The sequence below is a fragment of the Paenibacillus sp. GM2FR genome (assembly GCF_002803325.1).
Taxonomy (GTDB): Bacteria; Bacillota; Bacilli; order Paenibacillales; family Paenibacillaceae; genus Paenibacillus_AQ; species Paenibacillus_AQ lautus.
Genome location: NZ_MKZM01000008.1, coordinates 3526723 through 3538603 on the forward strand (window position 1 = coordinate 3526723; position 11881 = coordinate 3538603).

Here is an 11881-nt window from a genome sequence, read left to right on the forward strand (position 1 = left end):
GCATGGAAAGTGAACATTTAACATTTGCCGACTTTTTGTCGTATATATCACGAAATCAAGAATTGCTCTGGGAGTATTTCATCCAGCATATTACGATGGTCGTTATCGGGCTGGGGCTGGCATTCATCGTCGGCGTGCCGCTTGGCATCCTCTGCTCTAAAAGCAAATGGGCGGCCAAAATCATTTTGTTTATCACCAACATCCTACAGGTAGTGCCGAGCTTGGCCATGTTAGTGGTTCTCATGTTATGGATGGGACTCGGAACGACAACGGTCATGGTGGGACTCTTCCTATATTCCCTGAATCCCATCGTGCGGAATACGTACGTTGGGTTAAAACAGGTGGATCCCAGCTATCTGGAATCCGGAAAAGGAATCGGGATGAGCCCCTTCCAAATGCTCGTGAAGGTGCGTTTTCCGCTGGCGCTGACGTATATCATGTCGGGCCTGCGTATCGCAGCCGTCATTGCCATCGGGGTGGTAACGATCGCTCCCCTCGTGGGAGGGGGCGGGCTGGGACGTGAAATCTATGCTGGACTGAACAGCAACAACTCCCTGCGGATTTTTGCAGGCGCCATTCCTGCCGCGGTGCTGGCAATCCTTGCGGATATCGTGCTCGGCATGCTGCAGCGTAAGATGGATCTAGCCAAGCGGAAGTCAGGAGCGGCTCCGTCGCCTGCTAAGATATAAAATATGAACTGAGGATTGTAGAGGGTACATTCCAAAGGGGCATTCCAGAAGATCTCAGATCTTGCGGGATGCCTCTTTACTTTTAATTGTTAGCATGAGTGACATCCTTATTTTAGAAAATCCAAATATATCCTTACAAGTTTACTTAGAATCTCAATACTTTCCTCTACATTATTGGTCTCCAAGGAATGATTTGCATTAGGAATTTCAATGACCTCTCTGACTTTGTCTATGTTAATTTGGTCTGCAAGTTCACGATGAAACACTTCATCTTTTGTACCATAAACCACAAGTCCATTAAACTTGTTGATATAGTGAATGGTGTCTTTAATTGGTGTCAAAAATAAATGTTTTATTGGAATTTCAAGTTTCCCATGAACTTCTCCAGCAACTATTGTCCCTAAGCTCTTACTAATAAAAACAACTTGATTGTACTTGCCAATGATTCGTTGAACCGATTCGTGGCTTTCATCTATTACTCTTTGCAGATCATTAATATCCAAATTCGTTCTCGCAGCTTGATATCCATACTCCAGTACCATTAAGTCAAAACCACTTTGAAGTGCGGAAGTTCCAGCAAAATGTAGACTTGGTTTATCACAAGGATAGTTTTTTCCGGGGAACAGAACAACCAACTTGCTGTTTTCCTCATAAAGTTGATAATATTTTTGTTTCATTTCCGTTTTCCAAAACGAGGGCACCGTTAAAGTCTCTAATTTCATTCTCTCCCATCCTTTCCTGTTTCGGATGATTCGTTTTAACAACCTTGATGAGCTTTATAATCATTCTCCATCTTCCATTTGCTTTTCAATAAATTCATCTTTAGTTAAGCCAAACAAGATAAAATCTAACTATTTGCTTCTATGATCATTTCCCCTTCACCAGTAGGCACTTCAAAACCCTCTAGGAATGAAGATAATATATCTTCTGTTATTGTAAATGCTGCATTGGCATCGAATCGCTGGCTCCGAATGCGAAGTCGTTCACGTAATTCATCAGGATGAACTTTCAAATATATTAGTTTCCACACTCCGCCTCCATCTTCAATTAACTTCTTATATTCATTTCGTCTTTTTCGTTGCCAAAAACTGAAATCGACAACCACATTGCGCTTTTCATTCAAGAGATTGACGAGTTCATTACGCAACTTTAACTCGGCTTCAATTTTTAATTGCTCATACATTTCAATGGGGTAATCAATTCCGTAACGACCATGTGTAGCCCAGATTTCTTCATCAATGGAAAGACGTACAAAACCTCTCTTCTCAAATCTTTGAGCCAATGTTGTTTTTCCTGATCCTGCTACTCCACACATCATTGCTACTAATGGAGCGGAAGCATCCGCTTGGTTAATAAAATCATCTATTTCAAAATTGATATGCAACTAATATTCTCCTTTCAGAGGTTGCTGCCATCTTGAACAGTCAACCAGAAAACTCACTTATATTTCCTTTACTCTCGTGTGTGCAAAATAGTCATGTATACCTATTTTCCCTCTATTAAAAAATAAAACTACGATATATAGAACCAAAATTATATTGGGAATTAAAATTAAATATGGATTCTTAGGCATTTCAATACTCCACCAGGGTTGTGGAACCAGAATAATTACATGTGTTAGCTCCCATGGCAACAGTCTTATAAAGGTTCTGCATAATGCTTGATAAAAATTGATCTTTGATCCGTCTTTATTCATAACCCTTAACTTTAACAGTCGTTTTCCAATAGTTTGCTGTTTACACATCTCAAACGTAATAAAATATGTCCAAACTGGCAAGGACATGGATAAAAGTACCCAAATCTCTATTTCAATCCCCCTCTGTAAATAATCAAAGGGAAAGCCAGAAGTTATTTTATACATCAGCAATTGAAGGAAAATAAGAATAAATGCAATAAAAATAATAACAAACCAATACGCAACTAACCGTTTAAGGAATAATTTCATCCTAACCCCTTCTCATACCCTGCTCCCCTACATAGGTTGATAGTTTACGGTATTAAATAATTCTTCAGAATAAGTGATTCTTCCTCCTGAATTTCTCAAGTTTCTGTTGAATAAGTGAATCGAATGCTTTGCCTCCTTCATGCTGAACATGTCCCCCCGATCGCACTTCTTCCCCCGAACACAAACAAAGGCCCGCAGCAGGTCATGATCATGACTTATGCTGCAGGCCTTCGTTCTTCGAAGCCTCCCCCACTACCATGAACTCTTTTTTCACTGTCTACCATGAGGGGAAATTACCACGGAATAGCGCTCTTTATTTCACGTCCTTATTCCTGATCAAAATAAACGGTTTTTCCTGTATCTGCGGATACATACACCGCTTCTAATATTTGTGAAACAATCATCGCTTCCCTCGGTTTAACCAAGGGTTCGGTATCGTTCACGATACTGTGAATCCATTGTTTGGCTTCATATTCGAAATCCGTCAATTCTTCTCCCCTGAATTGCTCTCGTGCATTCGGATTCACTTCGATTTTATTCAGGAACAAGCTCCCGTCCCGCTCGCCATTGATCCGCAGTTCATTTTTGGCAAAATCCGCCCCGCCCTTCGTTCCGCACAGCAGGTTGCCGCCACCTTCCGCAATGTTCAGGGCCCAGCTGGTTTCAATGATGACCGTCGCTCCGTTTTTGAACTTCACATACCCGAACGCCGAATCTTCTACCTCGAATTCGTTTGGATCCCAGGCCCCCCATTCGTTCGCGGCATTTTCGGTATACTTCAGTTTATGGAAGACACTGCCGACGACGCTCACCGGCTCATAGTTATCCATCAACCATAGGATCAGATCCAGGGAGTGGGTTCCAATATCGATCATGGGACCGCCACCCTGTTTCTCTTTATCCAGAAACACGCCCCATGTCGGAACGCCTCTTCTTCGGGTAGCGACCGCTTTTGCAAAATAGATATCTCCAAGCTCCCCATCGGCGATCATCTTTTTTAACAGCTGGCTTTTGGCGTTGGAGCGATTCTGGTACCCGACGGTAAGCTTCTTGCCTGTTCGCAAGTGGGCTTCGTACATCGCTTTGGCCTCCGCACCTGTGACCGCCATGGGTTTTTCGCACATGACATGTTTACCGCTTTCGAGCGCATCAATGGAAATCGTCGCGTGCGAGCTGTTCGGTGTTAGCACATGCACGACCTCAATCTCTTCCATGGCAAGCAGATCGTTGTAATTAGTAAACACCTTTGCGTCAGGCGTGCCGTATTTTTTCGCGGCTTCCTCGGCTCTTTCCGGCTTCAAGTCGCAGAAGGCCACCATCTGTACGTTGTCTACCTTGGACAAACACGGCATATGTTTGCCGTTCGCAATCATTCCGCAACCGATGATCCCTACTTTTACGGTTCTCATGGAATTCCCTCCCTCGCGTTATTTGAACTCTACCGTTCGGTTTTCCTTATGAGCGATGTATGCCGCTTCCAATAGCTCCGTCAATTTCGTTCCCTCTTCCAATCCGAAGGGCATCGGCTTGTCATGAATCAAGGCATCCGCCCATTGGATGATCGGAAGCGGCTGCTCTTTAGGAAGTTGAGTGGGTGAGATCCATCCGGAAAAAGGGGCATCGAGCTTCTTCGAGATGACTCTGACGGTATCATCTGAGATCATCAAGGTGCCCTCCGTTCCGTAAATCTCGAGAGCGGAAGGAGTTCTGTACGTCACCAGGCTCGTTTCGACCAATGCGACCGCGTTGTTGACGAACTCAATGGAGCACTGCGCATTATCTTCCACTGCACGATGGGTGAAATAATGAAACATGGAGGTGATTCGTTTGGGCTGACCTAACATCCAACTGGCTAAGTACATCGGATGACATCCCAAATCCATCATCGCTCCGCCGCCGGTTTGCTTCTCATCGTACCAGTATTCCGGAAGCCAATTGTTCAATGCGCCGTCGTGGCCGTTCCGAATGCGCAAAAGGGTGACATCCCCTAATACTTTGTCATCGATCAGCTGCTTCGCGAACAATTGGTGAGGCCTTGTGCGAGCGGGAAATGAAATGCAGAACTTGACCCCTGCTTTACGTACCGCCGCTGATATCCGATCACATTCTTGGACGGTAAGAGCCATGGCTTTCTCAGTAAAAATGTGTTTGCCGGCCTCAGCGGCAGCTACCATAACGTCAGCGTGCATGCTTGTAGGGGCATCCACCACGACCCCATCGATGTCTTCCCGCTCTAGCAGCGTATCCAAATCCGCTTCAAAATCCGTTCCCAATCGGGCAGCCCATTCGCTTCCGCGCTCAGGCTGTTCGTCCCAGACTGCCGTGAGTTTAACGTTACCGTGAGATTGCAACCTTCTTGCATAATCATCTGCATGAACATGCCACTTACTTAACATCGCAACGTTCAACATGGGTTTCCCCTCCGTCATCTTTTGTATTTTTTTACAAGATTTTAGTTTTCTTCAAAGGGTGGTGGCGTATAACTTGCTCCAAATGGCGCATCAGGCCTTGAAAAATCCCCCATTAAAGCTCTTCGCACAGGCGTAGTTCTTTGCATAAAGTTGACATCGTTATGAAAACGGTCCGAGGGCTTTACCCACGGAGGGCTATAGATGTAATGCATGGTATAGCGGTCGTAATCCCAATTATGTTCGTACGCCCGATGCCATACTGCGTTGTGAAACACCAGGACTGACCCTGCAGACGCACATATCACATGGCTGATCGGCGTACCCGAATTTGCAGTCCGGATTGAATCCGGTAGTGGAACGAGACTGCGGTGGCTGCCTGGAATCAACTCCATATTCCCCATGCCGGGTTCTTCCTGATCGGTCAATAAAAATGAAGCACGGAGCTGAATAAGAGGGACTGGGTACCCCAGATTCTTAAAATCGAAGGCGCTGGATCCGTCTTGATGCCAGCCTCCCATCCTCCCCATTGCCGGCTGCATCGTATTCCACCCGGACTGCATAATGAATCGATCGCCAAGTAACCCCCTTATCTTCGGTAAAACCGAGGGATGATCCATTAAGTTTTCAAGAGCGTGTTCAGACTCATACCCTCTGCCGACTTGACCCCAACCGACTGTACCTGCCGCTTCATGAAGTCGAATTGATGCCTGCAGGCATTCTTTGACCTCCTCTTTCGACAGCACATTCGGAATGACAAAATAACCCCACGATTCGAACATAAACTTATCGAGTTCAGTGAATGCGCCTGCTGAAACGACCGGGTTTAACATGAGTTGTCCCCTCTCTTGCATATTTAAAAGAAGACTGACCTAGTATTCATGAAATATTCGGGATGGCAGTGACACCATCCCGCAAACCTCTTCACTAGAACCCGACATCATCCCGTTCTGCAGCTTTTTGAGCCACGAACTCCGCCATTTCTTCCACGCCGGCAGCTCTAAATTTTTCTTGAACACTATGAAGCATATTCAGAGCTTCTTCATCTGACGCCGCAAAAAAGGCTTTCTTAAATTCCTCATCGAAATTCAAACTGCTGGTTTTATCGATATATTCCTGATATTTAGGCCACTCTCTTGCAAGGTAGCTGGCGCTTACTTTGTCTATGATTTTGATAGGCATTTTTGCCGAGAAACTTTCCTCCAGCTTTTGCCACTCCGTTTTTTGATCTTCCGGCGTAGGCCAAGTGACTTCAGAGGAGAATGCCCCGATGAACCTTCCCGGAAGATAACTGAGCCCTGCGTCTCTTTTCAGATCCGGGTTTTCATCGAATTGTTTTTTCACATCCGGGATCCATTGGGGTATCCCGTTTTCCATCGTGTAGTGCGTTCCTTCGATCCCGAAATACGCAAGCAATCGGCCTTCTTCGCTGTTGACATAATCAATGTACCGCAAGGCCGCATCGGGATCCTTGATATTAGCGCTTAAGAAAAGGGCAGGGAAACCGGAACGGCCGGGTTTTTCCACTTGCGTTCGAATGTTTCCGCTCTTATTCTTCATCGGTCCGAGCAGTTCATATTGCATTTCCGGATTCGTTTTATAAAGCGTTTTTTGTAAATCAACTAACATAGGCTGGGCTCCGAATACGGCAAGCTTGCCCGTCGTCAGCTTTTCATTCGCTGTTGTGCTCGTATTGTTGAAGGCTTCAAGATCAAACAAACCTTCCGTTAATAACTTTCTCATGTATAACAACCTAGCTTCATGATCCTTGGACTGCGTCCAGTGAATCAGTTTTCCATCCACTTCACGGTAGTCCGAAATCGTGTAATCCGTCCACCCGGCAAGGAATTGGCCGTAATCCCATCCATTCCACATGGTTCCGGCAGGGATGACCGGCTTCCCGCCAATATCCTTGAAACCGCCATCTCTGATCTTGATCAATAGATCAACTAGCTCTTCTTGCGTATCAATATCCTCCGCTTTTACGTTTAATGCTTTCAGGATATCTCCCCTGGCAAAAAGGCCGTAATTCCAATTATGAATGCTCTCAGGGGTCCCGTCCGGGGTCTCCGTAGGAATGAGATAGGTCTTGCCTTCAAATTCGGGACTGTTGAGATCGAACTCGGCAAAATCCTTCGCGATCCCGGTCGTCACAAGTCTTTTAATATTCGGGTATTTATCGAGATAAGGGGTTAAATCCAGAAGCTGTCCTTCCATGGCCGCCTTCTTGATGACTTGTCCTTCTCCTCCTGTCGTAGACCAGAAAGGTGCGTTAACGATATCCGGAACCGTACCGGAAGCAAAAATGGTGTTTAGTTTTTCTACTTCACTGGTTGTGATGGATTCCAGTTTCAACGTGACCCCGGTTTTTTCCCTAATTTGCTGGGCTACGGGATTATTCTCCTGGTCCTGCGGGAAACCGGCTCCGCCACCGTTCCAAGCACTGAGGAAAGTTAAGGTTACCGGCTTTATTTCTTCAGTACCTTGCTCTTTCGGACCCGTGTCAACCGTGCCTGTTCCCTCTTCTTTTCCTGTTCCCGAGCATGCCGTCACGAGAAGCATGAAAACGATTAGTGTTATGCCAAGCACACTCCTGAGCCTGTTCTTTCTCATCCTACAATCCCCTTCCATTGGAAGATTATTTATATAAAAGGCACAGCCTTTTATACCAACTACTCCTTAAGAGAACCTACCAGTACGCCTTTCACAAAATATTTCTGAAGGAATGGATACACACAGATGATCGGAGTCGTTATGATAATGACGAAAGTCATCCTCAAGGCTTCCGGCGTTACGCCTCGCAGCTCCATCTGCGCCTCGGTCATGTTTTGAATGGCAGATCCGCTATTTCCCGAGGACGACGTCATCGACTGGAAAGACGCTTCGCTGATCATCTTGTTAAGAAACGTAGCTGCAGGTTGAAGGTTTTCATTCTGTATGAAAAACTGACCGGTAAACCAGTCATTCCACACGCCCACCCCAACAAATAAGGCAATGGTAGCAAGCACCGGCATCGAAAGAGGTAGTATGATTCTTGCAAATACCGACAACTCGCTTGCCCCGTCGATTCGGGCCGACTCCGACAGACCCTCGGGGATCCCGTCGAAGAAGGTTTTCATGATAATCGCATTGAAAAAATTATATAGGGATGGCAGCACCAACACCCAAAACGTATCCAGGATGTGGATTTGCCGGAACAGGATAAACGTCGGAATAAGTCCTCCGCTGAACAACGTCGTAAAGAAAAAGAAGAATACGATATACTTTCTTCCGGGCAAACCTTTCCGCGAAAGTGCGTAGGCTAATAAGGCCGTCAAAAATACGGAGGCAACCGTGACCACAACGGTTCGGGTAATGGAAATATAAAACGAATTCAAGATCAAATGGTTGCTGAAAGCTTTAGCATAGTTTTCTAATGTAAACACTCTAGGAAAAAAATAGATTCCACCCTTCATCGCATCGTAGCCGTCATTGAAAGAAAGGGCTAGAAAATAAATAAATGGATAGAGTGCCGTAGCGCAGAATAAAAGCAGCACCGCATAGTTAAGCGTCATATACATTTTATCTGCTGGCGTCAGCCTTCTCACACCCATACACACACCTCCTTGTCTTCAGTGCTAGCTGATTACCATAACGATACGTTACTCACGCGTCTGGATATATTATTGACAGCAACGATGAGCAGCAGCGAAATCGCAGACTTGAATAAACCAATGGCCGTGGAATAGGCTAGTTGCCCCTGTTGTAGGCCTGTTTTTAAGACATAGGTGTCCAATATCTCCGAGACGCTTAATGTGGCCGGGGACTGCATCAGCCAGATTTGGTCAAAACCCGCGTTCAGTATTCCGCTGAGGGAGAATATGAGCAATATGCCGATCGTTGGAGTCAGGCATGGAAGCGTGATCTTAAATAGTTTGCTCCATCGACCTGCCCCGTCGATTTCCGCAGCTTCATACAAGTGCGGATCGATATTCGTTAACGCGGCTAAGTAAATGATCGAACCCCAGCCTACACCTTTCCAGATGTCGGAAATGATGACCAATGGATAGAATAATTCCGGCTTTCCCATAAAAAAGATCGGATCCAAACCCATTTGGTAGCGAATGTCATTAATAAGCCCAACGTTCGGAGACAGGATTTTTTGAAGTAAGGTAACGACTACGACCCACGAAACGAAGTGCGGCAGATAGGAAATCGTTTGAAACACTCTTTTGAATTTTTTGTGCATGACGGCATTGAGCATTAAGGCCAGGATCAATGGAGCTGGAAATCCGAAAAAAAGCTTAAGGGCACTAATGGATAACGTATTGCGGAGTACATCGTAAAAACTGGAATCGTTTAAAAACTGTTCGAAATATTTAAAGCCTGCCCACGGACTCCCCAATATCCCCAAATTGAATTTGTAATCTTTGAATGCGATGATAATGCCGTACATCGGATAGTAAGCAAACACCAGAAACCAGATAAGAGCAGGAAGCAAAAATAAATATATATGCCTGAAATACCATATTTTACTGAGTTTCTTATTCTTCTTTAATTGCTCAAATCCAGGGATAACCACACCCTTTGATACCATTTTCCGAACACCTCCTACATCTTCGTCGTATCGGATTTTTACGAATCCATTCCCGATAGCTTAGGAACAGAGCCAATGCCCATGATTTTCGATGTTTCGACGGTATATAGCGACTGTCTCCCCCTCCTTTATTGCAAGCGGTTTCATATCTATAGTTTAAATATATTCAATATGGTGTTGAAATCATTCCATAATTTCCTCATTTGGATAAAAAGTAATCTTCAGGTCAAAAAGGTTCTGGTGGTTGCATTAATGAATGCATGGGGGCTGCTTGAAAAGAAAGCGGTTGTTGAGCAAGAGGATGCTCCTATTCTTTAGGTTATAAATAACGGATTAAGCACCCCTTCTCGCATCCTTCTTTTCAGGCGCTTTATTCCTTGATGAGGGTACATTATATTCAATATATACATATGAAATTGTTGGAAGAGCTTCTGCTGAATTTCTTTATGGATTTGGGACTTATTATGGGGGGGGATTTGATGTGAGGAAGTTGTAGTTGACCTAGCAGAAGAGCCCAAACGCCCTCGCTTCGTTCGAATAGAAAGCGCGTCGGACTCGTTATTAGGTTACCTATATATAAGAGAGTAGCGGGTGTTGATATCATGAAGTGGAGAAAACGTTTTTTCCCGTCGTCTCGCCAATCACCAATTCCGGCTCCACTAGGGTTTTAACGAATTTTCCGTGTTGCCCGTCTTCACTGTTAATGACCTCAAGCAGCGTGCAAGCCGCACGGTAACCCATGTCTCGTTCAAACTGTTTAACATGCGTGAACGTGCTGTATCCTTCGATGATGGAAGTCGGATCGTCAAAACTGATGATGGATATGTCCTCAGGCACCTTCAATCCAGCTTGACGCGCCATCTGATAGATTTTCACGCCAAGACTTCCATTTAGCGTAATGTAGGCCGTTGCCATTCGATTTTGAATATAGCGGTATAGGGGATGTGTTTGAGCTTGCACCAAACTTCCGATTTCAAAATCGGTTACGATGTGGGCAGGGTTAATGAGTGATCCCTTTTCCTTGAAGGCATTCATATATCCATCGATCCGCTCTTGAACAGTAACGGTTTGTATGGGCGAATCAGAGCAAATAGCGATATCACGATGCCCCAGCTCCCACAGGTAATTGACAGCCATGTTAACGCCAAGCCTACCGTCTGATGCTATATAATGAGTTTCCACCCCAGGAAGGTAACGGTCGATGAGAACGAACGGAAAACCCGCAAATTTCATGCTTAATATTTCCTCGTTGAATAATTCCTCGTCAACCGGGAAAATCAGTAAGCCTTCCACTCCGATTTTACTGCATGTCTGGATAGCCTCTTTTTCCTTATCTAGGTTGCCCTCTGATAAATAGATAACGCAGCGGTAATCGTTCTCATTTAGTGCTTGCTGAATGCCTTGTATAAGCCTAATGGTAAAGTAGTCATAAATGCTCGGCATAATTAGGCCTATCAACCGTGTCCGCGTTTCTCCGCTAGTTTTATGGATTGGCTTTACGGCACTTTTAGGAGGTGTCATCGGAATTTCATATTCAGGATCGCTTACAAAAGTCCCTTTTCCGGGCACCCTCGTTATGATTCTTTCGTTGACCAATCCGGAGAGGGCATTCACCACCGTAATCTTGCTTACTCCGAAACGCTCCATGAGTTCCTTTTCCGTAGGTATACGGTCACCGATTTTCAATACTTGCGATGTTATCAAGTCGCGTATATACTCTTGAACCATCTGATACAAAGGTATTCTTTCCGTTGGGTTCATCCGAATCACCACATTTCAATCAATATGTTCAATATATACATTACGAAAGACGCCATCGTTTTATTCCATTAGGATGGAAGATATGCGTCGTGCAGCTGGATGTGAATACCCATAGACTCTTTGATGGGGAGGGTGGATTTTCTTTTACCTGAGAAAATAGCCCGCCCTGAAAGGGACTTTTTGTATGATCAAAACGACAAATCCCAGTAAACGAGATTAACATCTCCCGGTTTTAATTTGCCCGTTAGCATAACAAAAAGCAGCCGACTGTTCTAACATCGACTGCCTTCTTGTCTTTGTAAGCTATCTTGCATGCCCCTGCACTACCATAAATTCCACATGTGCTTTTAGGTCTGAAAAGAAACCAAGGTAGCCGTGTTCGCAACTCCAATCATCGTTATGATCAATGTGTTCACCATTGCACCGAGCCAAATATTTCCTGTCAATTTGTACAGGCTTCGACTAATCATTGCCGCTGCAAATAACAAGACCATAAAGGGAA

General features: G+C 44.9%; 13 protein-coding genes. 2 read left to right on the forward strand and 11 right to left on the reverse strand.

Annotation, left to right across the window (positions count from 1 at the left end):
- Positions 1–2: 2 nt before the first annotated feature.
- Complete coding sequence (locus PAEVO_RS16010; RefSeq protein WP_100538431.1) at positions 3–689, forward strand: ABC transporter permease; 687 nt, start codon at positions 3–5, stop codon at positions 687–689.
- 107 nt (positions 690–796) lie between these two features.
- Here PAEVO_RS16010 and PAEVO_RS16015 read toward each other — a convergent pair whose 3' ends face one another.
- The 9 genes from PAEVO_RS16015 to PAEVO_RS16055 form a co-directional block, all read right to left on the reverse strand.
- Positions 797–1411, reverse strand: a complete 615-nt coding sequence (locus PAEVO_RS16015; protein ID WP_100538432.1) for an alpha/beta hydrolase — start codon at positions 1409–1411, stop codon at positions 797–799.
- 125 nt (positions 1412–1536) lie between these two features.
- The gene (locus PAEVO_RS16020) at positions 1537–2007 is read right to left on the reverse strand and encodes an ATP-binding protein (protein WP_100539480.1); all 471 of its coding nucleotides are present in this window, start codon (positions 2005–2007) and stop codon (positions 1537–1539) included.
- A 123-nt stretch (positions 2008–2130) separates the two neighbouring features.
- Positions 2131–2634 carry an RDD family protein gene (locus tag PAEVO_RS16025; RefSeq protein ID WP_100538433.1) on the reverse strand — a complete coding sequence of 168 codons (504 nt, stop codon included), beginning with the start codon at positions 2632–2634 and terminating at the stop codon, positions 2131–2133.
- A 326-nt stretch (positions 2635–2960) separates the two neighbouring features.
- Positions 2961–4043: a Gfo/Idh/MocA family protein gene (locus tag PAEVO_RS16030; RefSeq protein WP_100538434.1), complete on the reverse strand. Its 1083-nt coding sequence runs from the start codon at positions 4041–4043 to the stop codon at positions 2961–2963.
- A gap of 18 nt (positions 4044–4061) precedes the next feature.
- Positions 4062–5045 carry a Gfo/Idh/MocA family protein gene (locus tag PAEVO_RS16035; protein ID WP_100538435.1) on the reverse strand — a complete coding sequence of 328 codons (984 nt, stop codon included), beginning with the start codon at positions 5043–5045 and terminating at the stop codon, positions 4062–4064.
- A gap of 41 nt (positions 5046–5086) precedes the next feature.
- On the reverse strand, positions 5087–5875 hold the full coding sequence (locus PAEVO_RS16040; protein ID WP_100538436.1) for a phytanoyl-CoA dioxygenase family protein: 789 nt from the start codon (positions 5873–5875) through the stop codon (positions 5087–5089).
- A gap of 94 nt (positions 5876–5969) precedes the next feature.
- The gene (locus PAEVO_RS16045) at positions 5970–7655 is read right to left on the reverse strand and encodes an extracellular solute-binding protein (RefSeq protein WP_100538437.1); all 1686 of its coding nucleotides are present in this window, start codon (positions 7653–7655) and stop codon (positions 5970–5972) included.
- A gap of 59 nt (positions 7656–7714) precedes the next feature.
- Positions 7715–8635: a carbohydrate ABC transporter permease gene (locus PAEVO_RS16050; RefSeq protein ID WP_100538438.1), complete on the reverse strand. Its 921-nt coding sequence runs from the start codon at positions 8633–8635 to the stop codon at positions 7715–7717.
- Positions 8636–8667: 32 nt separating this feature from the next.
- Positions 8668–9618, reverse strand: coding sequence for an ABC transporter permease (locus PAEVO_RS16055; protein ID WP_100538439.1), 951 nt, complete (start codon positions 9616–9618; stop codon positions 8668–8670).
- A 174-nt stretch (positions 9619–9792) separates the two neighbouring features.
- Between PAEVO_RS16055 and PAEVO_RS33860 the strand changes: the two genes are divergently transcribed.
- Positions 9793–9936: a hypothetical protein gene (locus PAEVO_RS33860; RefSeq protein WP_165789675.1), complete on the forward strand. Its 144-nt coding sequence runs from the start codon at positions 9793–9795 to the stop codon at positions 9934–9936.
- Positions 9937–10218: 282 nt separating this feature from the next.
- On the opposite strand, the gene PAEVO_RS16065 is transcribed toward PAEVO_RS33860, so the two are convergent.
- Together PAEVO_RS16065 and PAEVO_RS33865 are read right to left on the reverse strand one after the other, a co-directional pair.
- A complete protein-coding gene (locus PAEVO_RS16065) occupies positions 10219–11379 on the reverse strand; it encodes a GntR family transcriptional regulator (RefSeq protein WP_100538441.1) in 1161 nt (386 codons plus the stop codon).
- A 347-nt stretch (positions 11380–11726) separates the two neighbouring features.
- Positions 11727–11873, reverse strand: a complete 147-nt coding sequence (locus tag PAEVO_RS33865) for a hypothetical protein (RefSeq protein ID WP_165789676.1) — start codon at positions 11871–11873, stop codon at positions 11727–11729.
- Positions 11874–11881 lie beyond the last annotated feature (8 nt).

What these genes read in the sequence shown, in the direction of transcription:
- PAEVO_RS16030 (WP_100538434.1), bottom strand. Translation starts at nt 4,043, where the DNA reads ATGAGAACCGTAAAAGTAGGGATCATCGGTTGCGGAATGATTGCGAAC.
- PAEVO_RS16025 (WP_100538433.1), bottom strand. Translation starts at nt 2,634, where the DNA reads ATGAAATTATTCCTTAAACGGTTAGTTGCGTATTGGTTTGTTATTATT.
- PAEVO_RS16020 (WP_100539480.1), bottom strand. Translation starts at nt 2,007, where the DNA reads ATGATGTGTGGAGTAGCAGGATCAGGAAAAACAACATTGGCTCAAAGA.
- PAEVO_RS16040 (WP_100538436.1), bottom strand. Translation starts at nt 5,875, where the DNA reads ATGTTAAACCCGGTCGTTTCAGCAGGCGCATTCACTGAACTCGATAAG.
- PAEVO_RS16055 (WP_100538439.1), bottom strand. Translation starts at nt 9,618, where the DNA reads ATGGTATCAAAGGGTGTGGTTATCCCTGGATTTGAGCAATTAAAGAAG.
- PAEVO_RS16035 (WP_100538435.1), bottom strand. Translation starts at nt 5,045, where the DNA reads ATGTTGAACGTTGCGATGTTAAGTAAGTGGCATGTTCATGCAGATGAT.
- PAEVO_RS16010 (WP_100538431.1), top strand. Translation starts at nt 3, where the DNA reads ATGGAAAGTGAACATTTAACATTTGCCGACTTTTTGTCGTATATATCA.
- PAEVO_RS16050 (WP_100538438.1), bottom strand. Translation starts at nt 8,635, where the DNA reads ATGGGTGTGAGAAGGCTGACGCCAGCAGATAAAATGTATATGACGCTT.
- PAEVO_RS16065 (WP_100538441.1), bottom strand. Translation starts at nt 11,379, where the DNA reads ATGAACCCAACGGAAAGAATACCTTTGTATCAGATGGTTCAAGAGTAT.
- PAEVO_RS16015 (WP_100538432.1), bottom strand. Translation starts at nt 1,411, where the DNA reads ATGAAATTAGAGACTTTAACGGTGCCCTCGTTTTGGAAAACGGAAATG.
- PAEVO_RS16045 (WP_100538437.1), bottom strand. Translation starts at nt 7,655, where the DNA reads ATGAGAAAGAACAGGCTCAGGAGTGTGCTTGGCATAACACTAATCGTT.
- PAEVO_RS33865 (WP_165789676.1), bottom strand. Translation starts at nt 11,873, where the DNA reads ATGGTCTTGTTATTTGCAGCGGCAATGATTAGTCGAAGCCTGTACAAA.